We start from the raw sequence: 18,299 nt of genomic DNA, 5'->3' as shown, positions 1-18,299 counted from the left end.
GACGGTAACGCGGACGCCAGAGGGCTGTCCGTCAGTTGACCGTGGTGGTGCCGGTCACGGTGAGTGCGGGGCCCACCTCGTCGCGCGGCTCGGCGGTCAGCTTCCAGGTGTATGTGCCGGTGACCCGGCGGCCGTCGGCTCCGTAGCCGTCCCAGGCGGCGCGGACTGCGGCGCCCTTGGTGCCGCCGGTGAGGCTGCGCACGACCGTGCCGCTGCCGCTGGTCAGGGTGAGCGTCCAGTCGGCCGGCTTGTTGAGCTGCCACACGGGCTGCCAGGGGTTGGACTTCGTCGGGCCGCCCTGTACCGCGTCCGTCTGGGCCTCCATCTGCGCGAGCGTCGAGGCGGGGACCCCGCTGCGGACGATCGACACCTCGCCGTAGGTGCCGTTGAGGTAGGCGATGTGGCCGCCGAAGCGGTCGACGGCCCAGCGGCCGTTGCTGCCTCCCGTGTTCTGGCCCGTGATGGGCAGCTTGACCAGGCTGCGGGTGGCGGCCGTACCGGTGTGGAAGTCGGTCAGCAGGAGTTCGTGGGTGGTGCGGTTCTCACGGACCAGGAAACCGTCGGCGAGGCGGGCCGGGCCCTGGTCGGCGGGGACCGTGATCTTGCGGTTCGTGGCCCGGTCGTAGACGCCTGCGGTGGAGCCGCAGGACCAGTACAGCCAGGTGTTGACCGCCTGGATGTCGCTCGGGGTGCAGGGCGCGCCGGTGGCCAGGGTGGCGACCGTCTGGCCCGTCTTGAGGCTCTTGCCGACGACCGAGCCCTGGGTGCTGCCGGGGGTCCACATCGTCTGGCCCCAGACGGCCGCCGCGGTGCGGGCGCGGCTGAGAGTGGTCTCGCCGTCGGTCGTGCCGCTCGGGAAGTCGACGACCTTCTGGGTGCCGGAGCCGCCGTTGTAGAGCACATAGCGGCCGGTGCCGCTGGGGATGCGGCCGCCGGCGTCGGCCATGGGCTCGTTGCGGATGGTGGTGGTGTCGAGGCCGATGTTGAGGACCGACTCCTCGCCCTGGGCGTTGGTCGACAGGTAGGAGACACGGCCGTCGCCGAGGGCCTCCAGCTGGGGGCAGGCGGCGTCGCCGGTGAGGCAGGTGCTCTCGCCCAGTGCTGGACTGCGCGGGGTCTGCTGACCGGTGGGCCTGCCCGTCGCGTCCAACTGGAAGCTGTTGAAGCGGGGGTAGCCGCCACCGGTCGTCCTGCCGTACAGGAACAACTCGCCGCCGGCTGTTGCCAGTCCGTCGACGCCGGTCGCGTAGGCGGGGATCCGGGCGACCTTCTCGGTGGTGACTCCGCCGTCCTGGGTGGGCGTGATGCGGTGGATGTTCCAGTCCAGGCTGGAGGGTCCGGCGGTGGCGAGCGCGCCGCCGTCCAGGGTGGGTCCGGTGTCGCCGAAGGACGGGCTGAGCACGGTGCTCGCGATACCGGTCACGAGGGAGCGGGCGTTGAGTGCGGGCTGGGTGCCGCCTTGGATGAAGTCCGGGTTTCCGGCGAGGACTTGGTCGCCTACGACGGCTTGGAGCCGGCCGACCAGGCCGGAGACCGGGTTGGGTTGGGTGCCGGGCTCGGCGTCGACCCGGATCGCCTTCCAGTCGGCGACCAGCCAGCGGTCGTTGAAGACGATCTCGGGATCCGCTCGCACGCCGGTGACGTACGTACGGAAGGCGCCGTCCGCGAGACCGACGAGGCCTACGGAGGTCGTCCCGTCCAGCGTGTAGGCGACCGCGAGCCGGCCGACCGTGCCGCCGGTGACGTAGCGGACGGGTTCGGCGCCCGTGGGGAGCCCGGTGACCGGGAGGTCAGTGGTGGTGCCGTCGGCGGCGGCGCGCAGCACGTGCAGGGCGCCGGCGGTGTCCCGGGTGAGCACGCTCCAGCCGGCGGCGGCCGCGTAGGTCTGGCCGGGCGGGATCGTGACGGTGGCGGTGACGTTCGTGGAGCGGTGCCGCTGTGTGACGGTGGACCCGCTGCGGGTGCTGACGACGTCGGTGCCGGTGGCCAGGTCGTCGGGGCCCGCGTGCGCGGGCGGTACGACGTCCGGGTACTCCACCCAGGTGGTGGTGCTGCCGGCGGTCGGCCGGTAGTGGAATCCGGACGCGCCGGCCCACAGGTACGTGATCTCGATCCGCTTCTCCGTGCTGAGCCGGACCGTCCCCACGGGCGGGTCCGCCGCCTGCGCGGGCGTGATCGGCAGGACACACGTCAGGGCTGCCGCCCCGCTGAGCGCCACCGTGGCAAGCCTTCGTGAACGAGTCACGTTTCCTCCCCGTACGACAAGGTGCACACGGGCATCATGCGCACGGGGAGCATCCAACGGTCCCTCGGCAAGCGGTTGTTGGCCGGAAGGGTGAACTCCGGGTGACGTCTGGGCGGACACACGAAGGGCGGCGTCCGAACCGGACGCCGCCCTGCTGTGAACGCGTTATGCGGCCAGCTTGGCCAGTGCCGCGTCGATGCGGGCCAGCGTCTGCTCCTTGCCCAGGACCTCCAGGGACTCGAAGAGGGGCAGACCGACCGTGCGGCCGGTGACGGCGACGCGGACCGGGGCCTGGGCCTTGCCGAGCTTGAGGCCGTGGGCCTCGCCGGCGGCCAGGACGGCCTCCTTCAGGGACTCGGGGGAGGTCCAGTCGGCCGCCTCCAGCTTCTCGCGGGCGGTCGTCAGGAGCGCGTCGCTGCCCTCCTTCATCGCCTTCGTCCAGCTCGGCTCGTCGAACACCGGCTCCGCGAGGAAGAGGAAGTCGACGTTGTCCGTGATCTCGGAGAGGACCTTCAGGCGCGTCTGGGCGTGCGGGGCGATCGCGTGCCACTTGGTCTCGTCGAAGTCCTCCGGCGCCCAGGGGGCGAACGGCGCCTTCAGCCAGGGGGCGCAGCGCTCCGTGAAGTCCTTCACGTCGAGCAGGCGGATGTGGTCGCCGTTGATCGACTCGCACTTCTTGAGGTCGAAGCGGGCCGGGTTGGGCTGCACGTCCGCGATGTCGAAGGCCGCGACCATCTCGTCCATCGTGAAGATGTCCTGGTCGGCGGAGAGCGACCAGCCGAGCAGGGAGAGGTAGTTGAGCAGGCCCTCGGGGAGGAAGCCGCGCTCGCGGTAGAGGTTCAGCGACGACTGGGGGTCACGCTTGGAGAGCTTCTTGTTGCCCTCGCCCATCACGTACGGCAGGTGGCCGAACTGCGGGGTCTGCTTGGCGATGCCCAGCTCCGTCAGCGCCTTGTACAGGGCGATCTGGCGGGGCGTGGAGGAGAGCAGGTCCTCGCCGCGCAGGACGTGGGTGATCTCCATCAGGGCGTCGTCGACCGGGTTCACCAGCGTGTACAGCGGGGCGCCGTTCGCGCGGACGATGCCGTAGTCCGGGACGTTCTCCGGGGTGAAGGTCAGCTCGCCGCGGACCAGGTCCGTGAAGGTGATCGTCTCGTCGGGCATGCGGAAGCGGACGATGGGCGCGCGGCCCTGGGCCTTGTACTCCTCGACCTGCGCGTCGGTCAGCGCGCGGCAGTGGCCGTCGTAGCCGGACGGCTTGCCGGCGGCGCGGGCGGCCTCGCGGCGGCTGTCCAGCTCCTCCTGGGAGCAGTAGCAGTGGTAGGCGTGACCGCCGTCCAGCAGCTTCTGGCCGACCTCCTTGTAGAGGTCCATGCGCTGCGACTGGCGGTACGGCGCGTGCGGGCCGCCGACCTCGGGGCCCTCGTCCCAGTCGAAGCCCAGCCAGCGCATCGAGTCGAGCAGCTGGTCGTAGGACTCCTCGGAGTCGCGGGCCGCGTCGGTGTCCTCGATGCGGAAGACGAGCGTGCCCTGGTGGTGCTTGGCGAACGCCCAGTTGAACAGGGCGGTGCGGACCAGGCCCACGTGGGGGTTACCGGTGGGCGAGGGGCAGAAACGTACGCGGACGGGTGCGCTAGCCACGCTTGACAACCTTGTTGGTGAGAGTGCCGATGCCTTCGATGGTGACGGCGACCTCGTCGCCGACGTTGAGGGGGCCGACCCCTGCCGGGGTGCCCGTGAGGATCACGTCGCCGGGGAGCAGCGTCATGGCCTCGGAGATGTTGACGATCAGATCCTCGATCCGGTGGATCATCTCGCTGGTACGGCCGAGCTGGCGCTGTTCCCCGTTGACGGTGAGCTGGATCGTCAGGTCGGACGCCTTGTCGAGGTCCAGGTCCGTCTCCACCCAGGGGCCCAGCGGGCAGGAGGTGTCGAAGCCCTTGGCCCGGGCCCACTGCTTCTCGCGCTTCTGGACGTCGCGGGCGGTGATGTCGTTGGCGCAGGTGTAGCCGAAGATCACGTCCTTGACGCGTTCGCGCGGGACCTCGCGGCACATGCGGCCGATGACGACGGCCAGTTCGGCCTCGTGGTGGAGGTCCTCGGTGAAGGACGGGTACTGGATCTCGTCGCCGGGGCCGATCACGGCGGTGGACGGCTTGAAGAAGGCGAACGGGGCGTCGGGCACCTCGTGGCCGAGTTCGCGGGCGTGCTCGGCGTAGTTGCGGCCGAAGGCCACGACCTTGTTCGGGAGCACCGGCGGCAGCAGCCTGACCTTGCTCAGCGGCACCTTCGTACCGGAGAGCTCGAAGTCCGCGAACGGGATGCCCTTGATGATGTCGAGGACGAGCTCGTCAGGCTTGTCGCCCTCGACCGCGCCGAAGGCGACGTTCCCGTCGATGGAGAATCTGGCGATGCGCACGGGATCCCTGCGCCCCTCACTTGAGCCGGCTGGAGTCTGACGCTCCAGGCTAACGCGGCACGGGGCAGGTGCCTCGCGTATTACCTCGGGTGAGGGCGCCTTGAATGATCCGGGGCCGACGCGCGTACTACTGCGCGACGGAGGCCGCGACGGGGACCTCCATGAGGACGGTGCGCCGAGGGTTCGCGGTCTGCGCCGGGAGGTCGACGGAGTGCTCCTGCTCCGGGGTCTGCAGGGCGTCGGCGTCCTTGAGGTGCACCAGCGTCGTGCGCCGCGGGTTGGCTATGTTGTGGAACATCATCGTCGTCTTCACGGTTGTACGTGACCCTGTCGTGTTCGGGCGCCGGTGGAGGCAGGGGGCCTCGCGCGGGCGCGGTTTGTCAAAGTCTTACATCATGTAAAGCGCGGGCTAAACCTGATGTTCCCCTCCGCGGTCGCGCAGACCCTGTCAACCCCATGTGAGTTTGCTCACGACTCTGCGGATAAACCGGGCAATTCAGGCCTGCAATTCACCCCCATGAAACGGACATTGAGCACCTGAAGCCATCATTCCGCTCCTGATCATGGCGACTGGGACACCCCTCGCGCCCGAGCGGATCGCGGGCATAAGTCCGATATAGACCGGATCATTTTCTACGGCAGGTAATCTCGCCCTCACGTGGTGTCACCTATGTCACGGCTCGACCTACGGGCCTTGTTGGAGATCCGGCACTGTGCTGGAATTCCACGGACCGCCGCAGGATCGAGCCGGCGCACAGGGGGCGCATCGAGCGCCGAGCGGCGGCAAGAAGGGGGAGCCAGCGCCGGTCACTCACGACCATCAGGGAGCGTGTTCAGGACGCTCCCCTATACGCCGACACCGTGTCCGTCCGCTCACGCGGAGGGGCGCCTGGTCCAGAGGTTGCGACGCTAGTGCAGGGACGTTTCAAGAGGGATGGCAGCGCTTCGGCGGAGCCGGAGCACGGCGGGACCGACCGAGGTCCCTCGCCCCAGCACGCCCAGAACCCGGGCCCGGCCGTGTCCGTCGACGGCGGTGAGCGCTCCGGGCGCCCCGCCGTGTCGGCTTCCCCGGGGACGGCCAACGCTTCCACGCCACCGCCGCCGAAGAAGGCCCCCAAGTCCGCCACCGGTCCGGGCGCGCGAATAGCCCTGCGCAACTGGCGTATCTCCACGCGTCTGGTGGCGCTGCTGACGCTCCCGGTGGTCGCGGCCACCTCGCTGGGCGCCCTGCGCATCAGCGACAACATGGACGACATCCAGCAGCTCGACAACATGAAGCTGCTGACGGACATGACCAAGCGGGCCACCGAGCTCGCGGCGGCGCTCCAGGAGGAGCGCGACCAGTCCGCCGGCCCGCTCGCGCACGGCGCGAAGGCGACGGACTACACGGTCAAGGGCTACCGGGATAAGACGGACCGGGCCAGGGACAGCTTCATCGAGGCGTCCGAGGAGATCGACGACAGCAGCAAGGACGGCAACCTCAAGGGTGTCCGTGACAACCTCGTCCAGCTCGTCGGCGACCTGAGCGACATCGCGAAGATCCGCAACACCGCCTACCAGGCCAAGCAGAACTCCACGCAGTCCGTGGAGGCCTACCACCGCCTGATCACCAACCTGCTCGGTCTCTCGCAGGACATGGCGGAGGCGACCAGCAACCCGGAGATGATCCAGAGCACGCGTGCCCTGGCGGCCTTCTCCACCGCCAAGGAGTACGCGTCCATCCAGCGCGCCGTCCTCGCCGCCGCGCTGCCCGCGAACAACGACACCGCGGGCAAGCTCTCCGAGAACGACCGGCTGTACGCCGAGTCGGCCCTGACGAGCCAGCGCTCCGAGCTGAAGAGCTTCCGGAGCATCTACGGCATCCAGGGCGCCGCCGACCTGCTGCAGTCGATCGAGAAGGGCAACCCGACGATCACGGCGAGCGACAAGTACGCCACCCGTGCGCTGGGCAACCCGAACGCCCTCGACGACCTGGAGAAGCGCTCCTACAAGGACTGGGTGGACGACAGCACCACCAAGATCCAGCAGATGCGGGCCATCGAGACCACGCTGCTGGAGGACATGGAGCAGAAGGCCCGCGAGCTGCGCAACGAGTCGGAGCGCGAGGCGATCATCTCCGGTGCGCTGATCCTGCTCGTGCTCGGTGTCTCGCTGGTCGGCGCCTTCGTGGTCGCCCGCTCCATGATCCGCTCGCTGCGCCGCCTGGAGGAGACCGCCACCAAGGTCGCCCAGGACCGGCTGCCCGAGCTGGTCAAGCAGCTGTCGGAGTCGGACCCGCAGGACGTCGACACCTCCGTCGAGTCGGTCGGTGTGCACTCCCGGGACGAGATCGGCCAGGTGGCCGCGGCCTTCGACGACGTGCACCGCGAGGCGGTCCGCCTCGCCGCCGAGCAGGCCCTGCTGCGGGGCAACGTCAACGCGATGTTCACCAACCTCTCGCGCCGCTCCCAGGGCCTCATCCAGCGTCAGCTCTCGCTCATCTCCGAACTGGAGTCCCGCGAGGCCGACCCGGACCAGCTGTCCTCCCTGTTCAAGCTCGACCACCTCGCGACCCGCATGCGCCGTAACGGTGAGAACCTCCTCGTTCTCGCCGGTGAAGAGCCCGGCCGCCGCTGGACCCGTCCGGTCCCGCTGGTCGACGTGCTCCGCGCCGCCGCGTCCGAGGTGGAGCAGTACGAGCGCATCGAACTGTCGTCCGTGCCGACCACCGAAGTGGCCGGCCGCGTCGTCAACGACCTCGTGCACCTGCTCGCCGAGCTGCTGGAGAACGCGACCTCGTTCTCCTCCCCGCAGACCAAGGTCAAGGTCACCGGTCACGCGCTGCCCGACGGCCGCGTCCTGATCGAGATCCACGACACCGGCATCGGCCTCTCCCCCGAGGACCTCGCCGCGATCAACGAGCGGCTCGCTTCGCCGCCCACCGTGGACGTCTCCGTCTCCCGCCGCATGGGCCTCTTCGTGGTCGGCCGGCTGTCGCAGCGGCACGGCATCCGCATCCAGCTGCGCCCGTCCGACTCCGGTGGTACGACCGCGCTGGTCATGCTGCCCGTCGATGTCGCCCAGGGCGGCAAGAAGCCCGCTCCGGGCAAGCCCGGCCCCAGCGGTCCCGGTGCCTCCGGTGGCCCGGCCGCAGCGCAGGCCGCCGCCGGTGTGGCTGCCGCCCGTCGCCAGTCCCAGGCCGGCGGCGGCTCCCTCGGCGCGGGCGCGCCGGGTGGCGCCGCGGGTGGTGCGCTCGGGGCCGGTGCGTCCGGCGGTGGCCGGCTCGGTGCCGGTCAGGGACCGCGGGCCGCACTGCCGGGGCGTGACGGTGGCGGACTCCCGGGTGGGCCCGGCGCTCCCCGTGGCCAGCAGGGTCCGGGCGCGCCGTCGCAGGGCCGGCCTGCTCCCGCCGGTGCGGGTGCCGGGTTCGGTGGCCAGGCTCCGGGTGCTCCGCAGGGACTGCAGGCCGCGGGCACGGGTCAGGATCCGTTCGGTGCCGGCCAGGACGCCTTCGGCGGCTCCCGTGGCGGCTCCGGTCGTGACCAGTCCCGTCCGGGCGGTCCTTCGTCGCAGCAGAACCCGCCCGCCGAGAAGGGCCGTCGTGGCCGTCAGCCGCAGCTGCCGCCGCGCGGTGGCCCGCGTGCCGAGCTGCCGGGCGGCAGCCAGCCCTCGCGTCCCAGCTGGAGCGACGAGAACGCGCAGCCACCGGTGCCGCGCGCCTCGCTCGACACCCCGCGCGGGCACGACGAGGACTCCGCACAGACCTCCCGGATGCCGCGGGTCGACGACCGCCAGGGTGCGGGCTCGACCTCCGAGTTCGCCCGCCCGGACTTCGACGCCACGTCGCCGGGTTCGTACAACCCGCAGAGCACGGGTCAGTTCGTCCGCTCGGACGTCTTCGGCTCCACGGGCGCCGGACAGAACAGCTCGTCGCAGACGGGCCAGTTCCCCGCCCCGCAGGCCTACGACAACAGCTCGACCGGCCAGCATTCCCTGCCCGGCCGCCAGAACCCGGACTCCACCGGACAGTTCCAGCGGCCCCAGGGCACCCCGCAGGGCGGGCAGAACAACGCGTCGCAGACGGGTCAGTTCCCCGCTCCGCAGGCCTACGACAACGGCTCCACGGGCCAGCACTCCCTGCCCGGCCGCCAGAACCCGGACTCCACCGGACAGTTCGAGCGGCCGCAGGCCAACGGCACGTACGGCGGCGGTTCCGGCTACGGCGGCGCACAGCCGCCGGCCCCGCAGCGGCCGCAGCAGCGGCCGGCGCGGCAGGAGCCCGAAGCGCTGCCGCCGGCGACGGGTCCCGGTGACGGGCGTACGCCGCTGTACGACACGCTGGAGACCAACTGGTTCCACGGCGGTCCGCAGGGGCAGCAGCCCGAGACGGGCGGCCAGGCTCCGGCCTCCGCTCCGCGGGAACCCCAGGCTCCCGCGGCGCCTCCCCAGCAGTCCTCCGCTCCTCAGCGGGGCGCATCGACCGCCTGGCGCAGCTCGCCGAACGACGACCTCGTCCGGCAGGCGGAACGCGTCCGGCAGCCCGCCGCGGGCGGGGTCACCACCTCCGGCCTGCCGCGTCGGGTCCCCAGGGCCAACCTCGTCCCGGGCACGGCTCAGCAGCAACAGCACCAAGCCGGTCCGCAGATCTCGCGTGCGCCTGATGACGTACGCGGTCGGCTGACCAATCTCCGTCGGGGTATCGCGCAAGGTCGCCAGGTCGGTAACGGCCAGACCGGCAGCTTCCCGAACCCCACTCACCAGCAGGAGCGTTAGTTGAGCCAGATGAGCCAGGCGGCACAGAACCTCAACTGGTTGATCACCAACTTCGTGGACAACACCCCGGGTGTGTCCCACACCGTCGTCGTGTCCGCGGACGGCCTGCTGCTGGCGATGTCGGAGGGCTTCCCGCGCGATCGGGCCGACCAGCTGGCGGCCGTGGCGTCGGGTCTGACGTCGCTGACGGCGGGGGCTTCCCGCATCTTCGACGGCGGCAGCGTGGCCCAGACGGTCGTGGAGATGGAACGGGGGTTCCTCTTCCTCATGTCCGTCTCGGACGGTTCGTCGCTCGCCGTACTGGCACACCCCGAATGCGACATCGGCCTCGTCGGCTACGAGATGGCGCTACTGGTCGACCGCGCGGGCGCGGTGCTCACCCCGGACCTGCGCGCCGAGCTCCAAGGCAGTCTGCTCCACTGATCGCTCCCGGATCCACCCGTCTCACCAAATCACCGTCCGGCCGCCACAATCCCCCCACTGGCCCCTTACCAGACGGCTTGACTGACCGACTTGCTGTCCCAGCCCGGAGGATTCATGACCCCGCCCACCGCCTCTCATGATCCGTACGCGGAGCCGTACGAGGATGAGGGCGACCAGCCGCTGGTTCGTCCGTACGCGATGACCGGCGGCCGGACCCGGCCGCGCTACCAGCTGGCCATCGAGGCTCTGATCAGCACCACGGCCGACCCGGCAGCACTCATGGGACTCCTCCCGGAGCACCAGCGCATCTGCCACCTGTGCCGTGAGGTGAAGTCGGTCGCCGAGGTGTCGGCGCTCCTCTCCATGCCGCTGGGCGTGGCCAGGATCCTCGTCGCGGACCTCGCGGAGGCCGGCCTGGTCGCCATTCACCAGCCGGGTGGCGACGAGAACAACGGCGGCGCTCCGGACGTGACGCTGCTCGAAAGGGTGCTCAGTGGACTTCGCAAGCTCTGAACCAGGCCGGGCGACCACCTCCGCGAAGATCGTGGTGGCGGGTGGCTTCGGCGTGGGCAAGACCACGTTCGTCGGCGCGGTCTCGGAGATCAACCCGCTGCGCACCGAGGCCGTCATGACGTCCGCGAGCGCGGGCATCGACGACCTCACGCACACCGGGGACAAGACCACCACCACGGTGGCGATGGACTTCGGTCGTATCACCCTTGACCAGGACCTGATCCTGTACCTCTTCGGTACGCCCGGCCAGGACCGCTTCTGGTTCATGTGGGACGACCTGGTGCGCGGTGCGATCGGCGCCGTCGTCCTGGTGGACACCCGCCGTCTCGCCGACTGCTTTCCCGCGGTCGACTACTTCGAGAACAGCGGGCTCCCGTTCGTCATCGCCCTCAACGGCTTCGACGGACACCAGCCCTACACACCCGACGAGGTGCGCGAGGCGCTGCAGATCGGCCCGGACGCGCCGATCATCACGACCGACGCCCGGCACCGGGCGGATGCCAAGAGCGCGCTGATCACGCTGGTCGAGCATGCGCTGATGGCCCGGCTGCGGTAACGCAAGTCGGGACCGCCATACGGCAGTTGTCGTAGATGTACCGGAGCCGACTGTGGCCTTTGACACGGTCGGCTTCGTTGTTCATAACGTTTCGGCAGAGGAATCGGGTGGTACGGCCACTCGTCGCGGTCAAGCGGTGTCGCTGCGCGCACAAACGCCCCGTCTTTTGACGGGGCTCGCTCTTTATGACCGTTTTATCTAGGGCTTACATCATCCGGAATCCTCGACTTCCACTGTTTGGAAGAGCGCAGGCCGACGTGCTGGAATGCGAGAACTGCCCAATAGTCAAAGACGTACTCAGCAGTACTGCGTACTCGATGGCGAACTGGGCTCTGAGACACAGCGGCACATACGTAGGTGCCGACCCCGCCGGAAGGTTGTTGGTCGAGTGAGGCGAAGCAAGAGCAGTCCCGAGCCGTCGGCCCGGGGCAACTTCACCCCGCCGCCGCGCGGAGCGGCGCCCGCCCATGTGCCCGGATCGGAACCATCGGCCACGCCGGCCCCGAGCGGCGGCCGTCTCTCCCCGCGCAACTGGCGCGTGCCGACCCGACTGAACGCGATCCTGCTCATACCCGTGATGGTCGGCCTTGTCATGGGCGGCTTCCAGGTGAAGAGCTCGATCGACACCTGGCAGGAGGCCGAGGACGCGGAGAACACCGCGCGTCTGGTCGCCGCCGCTCTGACCTACGGCGACGCTCTGCTGGAGGAGCGCGACCAGACCGCCGCGCCCCTGCTGGCGGGCAAGGGCGAGGACGACCCGACGGTCGTCAAGGCCCGCGACATCACCGACAAGGCCGCCGACGCCTTCGACGAGGCCGCCCAGAACATGCCGGACCGGCCCAACCTGGTCCGCCGCCTGGACCGCTTCCGTGAGGTCGAGCCGGAGCTGACCAAGCTCCGCGCGGCCGCCTACACCAGCAAGCTCAAGGGCGTGGACACCGAAGAGGGCTACGTCGAGGTCGAGCACCGACTGCTGGAGTTCTCCAACGAGCTGGGCCTCGGCACCGGAAACATCACCAGCTACGGCCGTACGGTCTACGCCATCTCGCTCACCAAGGGCGCGCTCTCGCTGCAGCGCTCCATCGGTATGCACATGCTGACCCAGCCGGGTCCCAAGGCCGACGCCCTGGCCAAGCAGCGCGTCGCCCTGTCGTCGTACGCCTACCTGGAGGGCATCGCCATCCAGGAGTACCAGAGCGGTGGCACCGAGGCGGACAACGCCAAGCTGGTGCAGGCCTCGAAGGACATCAAGGCCGAGGGCGCGGCCCTGGCGGCGGCGGCCAAGCAGAAGAACCCGGACTACGTCCCGCCGCCCACCAAGGACAACGCGATGGTCTCGGCCATCGCGCAGCTGTCCTCCACGGATCCCAGTGACCGCCAGGCCCTCGCCGCGCAGGGCATCACCAGGGACAACTGGTGGGCGGTGAACACCCTCAAGTACAACGCGTACCGCGACATCGAGAACGGCCTCGCGAACACCGCGGTGAACGAGGCCTCCGCCATCTCGGACGACGCCAAGCGCGACGCGCTGATCACCGGTGCCGTCGTCGTGGTCGCCCTGCTCGCCGCGTTCATCCTGGCCGGGATGGTCGCCCGCCAGATGAGCCGCGCGATGCGCCAGCTGCGCAACGCCGCCTTCGGTATCGCCGAGCAGCGCCTGCCGATGCTGGTCGACCAGCTCTCGCGCACCGACCCGGGCCGCGTGGACACCCGCGTCCAGCCCATCCCGATCAACACCCGCGACGAGATCGGCGAGGTCGCCCGCGCCTTCGACCAGGTCCACCGCGAGGCCGTCCGGCTCGCCGCCGAGCAGGCCCTGCTGCGGGGCAACATCAACGCGATCTTCACCAACCTGTCGCGCCGCAACCAGTCGCTGATCGAGGGCCAGCTGACCCTGATCACCGACCTGGAGAACAACGAGGCCGACCCGGACCAGCTGGAGAACCTCTTCCGCCTGGACCACCTCGCGACCCGTATGCGCCGCAACGGCGAGAACCTCCTGGTCCTCGCCGGCGAGGAGCCCGGCCGCCGCTGGGACCAGCCGGTCCCCCTCGTCGACGTGCTGCGCGCCGCCTCCTCCGAGGTGGAGCAGTACGAGCGCATCGAGCTGTCGGGCGTCCCGGAGGCCGAGATCCACGGCCGCGCCGTGACCGACCTCGTGCACCTGCTCGCCGAGCTGCTGGAGAACGCGACGACGTTCTCCTCCCCGCAGACCAAGGTTCGCGTGACCGCCACCCGTCTCCCCGACGGTCGGATCATGATCGAGATCCACGACAAGGGCATCGGCCTCACCGCCGAGGACTTCGCGGACATCAACCACAAGCTGGCCAACCCGCCGACCGTCGACGCCGCGATATCCCAGCGCATGGGCCTGTTCGTGGTCGGCCGGCTGTCCGACCGGCACGGCATCCGCGTTCAGCTGCGCCCCTCCGGCGAGCAGGCCGGCACGACCTCGCTGGTCATGCTGCCCGACGCCATCACGCACGGCGGCGGCGGCGAGCAGCAGCCGGCCCAGGACGAGTTCACCGTCTCGCAGATCATCCCGGAGCAGAACTTCCAGGGTGGTGAGAGCTTCGGTCCGCCGATGCGCACGGCCGCGGAGCTGGGCTTCGACGACAGCCGCTACACCGAGGTGCCGGACGACATCCGCGAGCTGGACCCGGTGGGCCGCTCCCTGATGCGCGAGGAGCGCCGCGCGGCCCTGGAAGCCCAGGGCCACGGCCCGGAGAACCCCGAGTCGCCCGGGTACGACGACTTCACCGGTCAGCAGTCCTACGACGGCCGAGGCAACGGCTTCCCCGAGCAGCCGGGCGGGTACGACCCGCAGCCGTCGTACGAGGAGCAGCGGCAGCCGTCGTACGAGGAGCAGCAGCGGTCTTCGTACGAGGAGCCCCAGCGGGCGTCGTACGACGACACGTACTACGCGCCGAACGGCGGCCTGCAGCAGAACGACACCTTCTCGTCCGGCGGCGGCTACCCCGAGCCGTCCTATCCGGAGCCGGTCCGCGAGGAGCCCGCGGCTCCCAGCGCTCCTGCCCCGGAGTCCTTCCCGGCCTTCGAGCAGCGGCGCCACCAGGACGACTGGCCGCAGCAGAACGGCTACGGGAACGGCTATCAGGAGCAGTACGCTCCGGAAACGGAATCTACGCAGGCCGGTGACGCAAACGAGCGCGACCGCGTAGGCTTCGACCGTCCGGGACCGGCCTCCTCCGCCGCCCACGCACTGACCGACGCCGGGCTCCCCCGCCGCGGATCCGGCGCGAGCGGCAGCAACGGCGCACGGCCCGCGCGGCAGGAAACGTCGGCCCCCGCGCCGGAGAGCAACGGCGACAGCAGCTGGCGTTCGGCCAACGACGACCGCTGGCAGCAGGCCTCGCAGCTCCGGAAGCCCAAGGCGGGCGGGGTCACCTCCTCCGGCCTGCCGAGGCGGGTTCCCAAGGCCAACCTGGTCGAGGGAGCCGCTGAGACCACCCCCCAGGGAGGTCCACAGATCTCCCGTGCTCCCGAGGACGTCCGGGGCAGGCTGAGCAACCTGCGCCGCGGTGTCCAGCGGGGACGCAGCGCGGGAAACGAAACGAACGGCCAGGCCACTAGGAATCACCACAGTGGTCCTGACAGCACCTACAACCAGGAGCGTTAGTGTGAGCCCGATGAGCCAGGCGGCACAGAACCTGAACTGGTTGATCACCAACTTCGTGGACAACACCCCCGGGGTGTCGCACACGGTGGTGGTCTCCGCCGACGGACTCCTTCTGGCGATGTCCGAAGGCTTCCCGCGCGACCGCGCCGACCAGCTCGCGGCCGTCGCCTCCGGTCTGACGTCTCTGACGGCAGGCGCCTCCCGCATCTTCGAGGGTGGCAGCGTGAACCAGACGGTTGTGGAGATGGAGCGGGGATTCCTGTTCATCATGTCCGTCTCCGACGGTTCCTCACTCGCAGTTCTCGCACATCCGGAGGCGGACATCGGCCTCATCGGGTACGAGATGGCGCTTCTGGTGGACCGTGCCGGTACGGTCCTGACGCCGGATCTGCGTGCGGAGCTCCAAGGCAGCCTGCTCAACTAACAGACAGTCGGTGCGTTTTGGCGTCCCGTGGCCGTAAGGTTTCGGGACGCGGCTCCACAAGATGGGTGCCAGGCACGGTCGGAGGAGGAGAGAAAGTGGCAACACCCCCAGACGGTTCGTCATCGGGCAACTGGTCGTACGGCCCTGGCCAGGGGCACGGCGACGGTTCCCGGAACCGGTACAACTTCCCCTCCACGCCCAGCCAGCGGCAGCCGTACGCCCCGCAGGGCCCCGGGCCCTCTCCGTACGACCAGCCCCCGGCGCCGCGCATCCAGCCGGTGCAGCCGCAGCGCCGCGCCCCTGAGCCGGCACCCGCCGGGTCGTCGTCCAACCCCTTGGTGCGCCCGTACGCCATGACCGGCGGCCGGACGCGCCCGCGCTACCAGCTCGCCATCGAGGCACTGGTGCACACCACCGCGCAGCCGCACCAGATGCAGGGCCAGTTGCCCGAGCATCAGCGGATCTGCAACCTCTGCCGTGAGATCAAGTCGGTCGCCGAGGTCTCGGCCCTCCTGACGATCCCTCTCGGCGTGGCCAGGATCCTCGTCGCCGACTTGGCGGAGGCGGGCCTGGTCGCCATCCATCAGCCCGGCGGCGACGAGAACGCCGGCGGCCAGCCAGACGTGACACTGCTCGAAAGGGTGCTCAGTGGACTTCGCAAGCTCTAGCGGCGGTCCTTCCCGCTCCACCACCTCGGCGAAGATCGTGGTGGCGGGTGGCTTCGGCGTGGGCAAGACCACGTTCGTCGGGGCCGTCTCGGAGATCAACCCGCTGCGTACCGAGGCCGTCATGACGTCCGCTTCCGCGGGCATCGACGACCTCACCCACACCGGAGACAAGACGACCACGACGGTCGCCATGGACTTCGGTCGTATCACCCTGGACCAGGACCTGATCCTGTACCTCTTCGGTACGCCCGGCCAGGACCGCTTCTGGTTCATGTGGGACGACCTGGTGCGCGGTGCGATCGGCGCGATCGTCCTGGTGGACACCCGACGCCTCGCCGACTGCTTCCCCGCGGTCGACTACTTCGAGAACTCGGGTCTGCCCTTCGTGATCGCCCTCAACGGCTTCGACGGCAACCAGCCGTACAACCCGGACGAGGTCCGTGAGGCCCTCCAGATCGGCCCCGACACCCCGATCATCACGACGGACGCCCGGCACCGGGCGGACGCCAAGTCGGCGCTGATCACCCTGGTCGAGCACGCGCTGATGGCCCGCCTGCGCTAGCACGGCCGCACGCACGTCGCAGAAGGGGCTCTCTCCATCGGAGAGGGCCCCTTCTGCTGTCGCTCGCGTCCCCTCTGCGGGGACGGCGGACGAAAGGGGGCCCACCCGGGCGGGTGGGCCCCCTTTCGAGGTCCTACGGGCCGTCAGCGCCAGCTGTGCGGCGCCCGGAAACCGGGCTCGCGCTCCAGGCGGCGCCAGCCGGCCTTCGCGCGGCCGCGGTGGGCCGGGGCGGTGTCGGCCGGCTGGGCGGCGGCACGCGCGAGCAGGATCGCCGTGATGGCGGCGACTTCCTCGGGCTCGGCGTGGCCCTTCTCGACGCGGATATCAGGGAGGTTCATGGGTGTCAGTCTCCGTGGAAGAGGTTTCCGCAGCGGTACCGGTGGGTTACTGCGGGGGGTTGCCGTGCTTGCGGGACGGCAGGTCGGCGTGCTTGGTGTGGAGCATCGCCAGGGACTTGACGAGTACTTCGCGGGTCTCGGCGGGGTCGATCACGTCGTCGACCAGGCCGCGCTCGGCCGCGTAGTAGGGGTGCATGAGCTCGGACTTGTACTCCTTGACCATGCGGGCCCGCATGACCTCGGGGTCCTCTGCCTCGGCGATCTGGCGGCGGAAGATGACGTTGGCCGCACCCTCCGCGCCCATCACGGCGATCTCGTTCGTCGGCCAGGCATAGGTGAGGTCCGCACCGATGGACTGGCTGTCCATGACGATGTACGCGCCTCCGTACGCCTTGCGCAGGATCAGGGAGATCCGGGGGACCGTCGCGTTGCAGTAGGCGTAGAGCAGCTTCGCGCCGTGGCGGATGATTCCGCCGTGCTCCTGGTCGACCCCAGGAAGGAACCCGGGAACGTCCAGGAAGGTGACGATCGGGATGTTAAAAGCGTCACACATCTGGACAAAGCGCGCAGCTTTTTCCGACGCTTCGATGTCCAGGACGCCGGCGAGGGACTGCGGCTGGTTGGCCACGATGCCGACCACCTGGCCGTCGAGACGGGCCAGCGCGCAGATGATGTTCCGCGCCCAGCGCTCGTGGACCTCCAGGTACTCGCCGTCGTCGACGATCTCCTCGATGACCTTGGCCATGTCGTACGGACGGTTGCCGTCCGCCGGGACCAGGTCGAGGAGCACGTCGCTGCGGCGGTCGGGGGCGTCCGTGGACTCCGCACGAGGCGGGTTCTCACGGTTGTTCTGGGGCAGCAGCGAGAGCAGGTAGCGCACCTCGGCGATGCACGTCTCCTCGTCGTCGTACGCGAAGTGGCACACGCCCGAGGTCTCGGCGTGCACGTCCGCGCCGCCGAGGCCGTTCTGGGTGATCTCCTCGCCCGTCACCGCCTTGACCACGTCCGGGCCGGTGATGAACATCTGGGACGTCTCACGGACCATGAAGACGAAGTCCGTCAGGGCGGGCGAGTAGGCCGCGCCGCCCGCGCACGGGCCGAGCATCACACTGATCTGCGGGATGACGCCGGACGCCTTGGTGTTGCGCTGGAAGATGCCGCCGTAGCCGGCGAGCGCCGAGACGCCCTCCTGGATACGGGCACCCGCGCCGTCGTTCAGCGAGACCAGCGGAGCACCTGCCGCGATGGCCATGTCCATGATCTTGTGGATCTTCGTGGCGTGGGCCTCGCCCAGCGCGCCGCCGAAGATGCGGAAGTCATGGGCGTAGACGAAGACCGTGCGGCCCTCCACCGTGCCCCAGCCGGTGATGACACCGTCGGTGTACGGCTTCTTGGACTCCAGGCCGAAGCCCTGGGCCCGGTGCCGGCGCAGTTGCTCGACCTCCCGGAAGGAACCCGGGTCCAGGAGCAGTTCGATGCGCTCCCGGGCGGTCAGCTTGCCCTTGGCGTGCTGCGCCGTGGTCGCCTTCTCGCTCGGGCCGGCCAGCGCCTGCGCACGGATCTCGTGCAGCTCGGCGGTGCGCCCGCGCGCGTCGATCGGCTCACCCGGTGCCTCATCCAAAACGGTCATGTAGCGACCTTACGAAGGACACCGAGGAAAGCGAGCCGTTGACTCCGTACAGTCTCCGGACCCATTTCCTGGTACCACTGAACAGAACCATCGAGGCATGCAGCCCTTCTGACTGCTCAGGGGGCGTGC

At 69.8% G+C, this 18,299-nt stretch carries 14 protein-coding genes; 8 read left to right on the top strand and 6 right to left on the bottom strand.

What is annotated here, in order from left to right:
- Positions 1 to 31: 31 nt before the first annotated feature.
- The 4 genes from ACZ7L5_RS35995 to ACZ7L5_RS35980 all read right to left on the bottom strand — a co-directional run bounded on the left by ACZ7L5_RS35995 (position 32) and on the right by ACZ7L5_RS35980 (position 4,977).
- Entirely contained in the window at positions 32 to 2,245 is a 2,214-nt protein-coding gene (locus ACZ7L5_RS35995) for a hypothetical protein (protein WP_471522316.1), read from the bottom strand.
- 165 nt (positions 2,246 to 2,410) lie between these two features.
- Positions 2,411 to 3,895 (bottom strand): glutamate--tRNA ligase, encoded by a 1,485-nt coding sequence (gene gltX, locus ACZ7L5_RS35990; protein WP_471522314.1) that lies wholly within the window; start codon positions 3,893 to 3,895, stop codon positions 2,411 to 2,413.
- Positions 3,879 to 4,664 carry a fumarylacetoacetate hydrolase family protein gene (locus ACZ7L5_RS35985; RefSeq protein WP_362384229.1) on the bottom strand — a complete coding sequence of 262 codons (786 nt, stop codon included), beginning with the start codon at positions 4,662 to 4,664 and terminating at the stop codon, positions 3,879 to 3,881. Before ACZ7L5_RS35985 ends, gltX begins: the two co-directional genes overlap by 17 nt.
- A 127-nt stretch (positions 4,665 to 4,791) precedes the next feature.
- Positions 4,792 to 4,977 (bottom strand): hypothetical protein, encoded by a 186-nt coding sequence (locus ACZ7L5_RS35980; protein ID WP_471522312.1) that lies wholly within the window; start codon positions 4,975 to 4,977, stop codon positions 4,792 to 4,794.
- A gap of 599 nt (positions 4,978 to 5,576) precedes the next feature.
- On the opposite strand from ACZ7L5_RS35980, the gene ACZ7L5_RS35975 reads away from it, so the two are divergent.
- From ACZ7L5_RS35975 to ACZ7L5_RS35940, 8 genes are all read left to right on the top strand, one after another.
- Positions 5,577 to 9,416, top strand: a complete 3,840-nt coding sequence (locus tag ACZ7L5_RS35975; protein ID WP_471522310.1) for a sensor histidine kinase — start codon at positions 5,577 to 5,579, stop codon at positions 9,414 to 9,416.
- Between the two features lie 9 nt (positions 9,417 to 9,425).
- Complete coding sequence (locus ACZ7L5_RS35970; protein WP_093910158.1) at positions 9,426 to 9,839, top strand: roadblock/LC7 domain-containing protein; 414 nt, start codon at positions 9,426 to 9,428, stop codon at positions 9,837 to 9,839.
- 114 nt (positions 9,840 to 9,953) lie between these two features.
- Positions 9,954 to 10,352, top strand: coding sequence for a DUF742 domain-containing protein (locus tag ACZ7L5_RS35965; RefSeq protein WP_003997626.1), 399 nt, complete (start codon positions 9,954 to 9,956; stop codon positions 10,350 to 10,352).
- On the top strand, positions 10,333 to 10,908 hold the full coding sequence (locus ACZ7L5_RS35960) for a GTP-binding protein (protein ID WP_030051303.1): 576 nt from the start codon (positions 10,333 to 10,335) through the stop codon (positions 10,906 to 10,908). Before ACZ7L5_RS35965 ends, ACZ7L5_RS35960 begins: the two co-directional genes overlap by 20 nt.
- A 388-nt stretch (positions 10,909 to 11,296) precedes the next feature.
- Positions 11,297 to 14,548 (top strand): nitrate- and nitrite sensing domain-containing protein, encoded by a 3,252-nt coding sequence (locus ACZ7L5_RS35955; RefSeq protein WP_471522308.1) that lies wholly within the window; start codon positions 11,297 to 11,299, stop codon positions 14,546 to 14,548.
- A gap of 10 nt (positions 14,549 to 14,558) precedes the next feature.
- Positions 14,559 to 14,972, top strand: coding sequence for a roadblock/LC7 domain-containing protein (locus tag ACZ7L5_RS35950; RefSeq protein WP_005479603.1), 414 nt, complete (start codon positions 14,559 to 14,561; stop codon positions 14,970 to 14,972).
- A gap of 95 nt (positions 14,973 to 15,067) precedes the next feature.
- A complete protein-coding gene (locus ACZ7L5_RS35945; protein ID WP_328878990.1) occupies positions 15,068 to 15,640 on the top strand; it encodes a DUF742 domain-containing protein in 573 nt (190 codons plus the stop codon).
- Positions 15,621 to 16,202, top strand: a complete 582-nt coding sequence (locus ACZ7L5_RS35940) for a GTP-binding protein (protein WP_026248371.1) — start codon at positions 15,621 to 15,623, stop codon at positions 16,200 to 16,202. The genes ACZ7L5_RS35945 and ACZ7L5_RS35940 overlap by 20 nt, the downstream gene beginning before the upstream one ends.
- A 143-nt stretch (positions 16,203 to 16,345) precedes the next feature.
- Here the strand turns inward: ACZ7L5_RS35940 and ACZ7L5_RS35935 are convergent, their stop codons facing one another.
- Positions 16,346 to 16,540, bottom strand: coding sequence for an acyl-CoA carboxylase subunit epsilon (locus tag ACZ7L5_RS35935; RefSeq protein WP_328878991.1), 195 nt, complete (start codon positions 16,538 to 16,540; stop codon positions 16,346 to 16,348).
- Positions 16,541 to 16,586: 46 nt separating this feature from the next.
- Entirely contained in the window at positions 16,587 to 18,170 is a 1,584-nt protein-coding gene (locus tag ACZ7L5_RS35930) for an acyl-CoA carboxylase subunit beta (protein ID WP_362384238.1), read from the bottom strand.
- Positions 18,171 to 18,299 lie beyond the last annotated feature (129 nt).

It is taken from the genome of Streptomyces sp. NPDC107528 (genome assembly GCF_055639295.1).
Note: the sequence above shows the minus strand (reverse complement) of the source record. Positions and strands in the feature narration are given on the sequence as shown.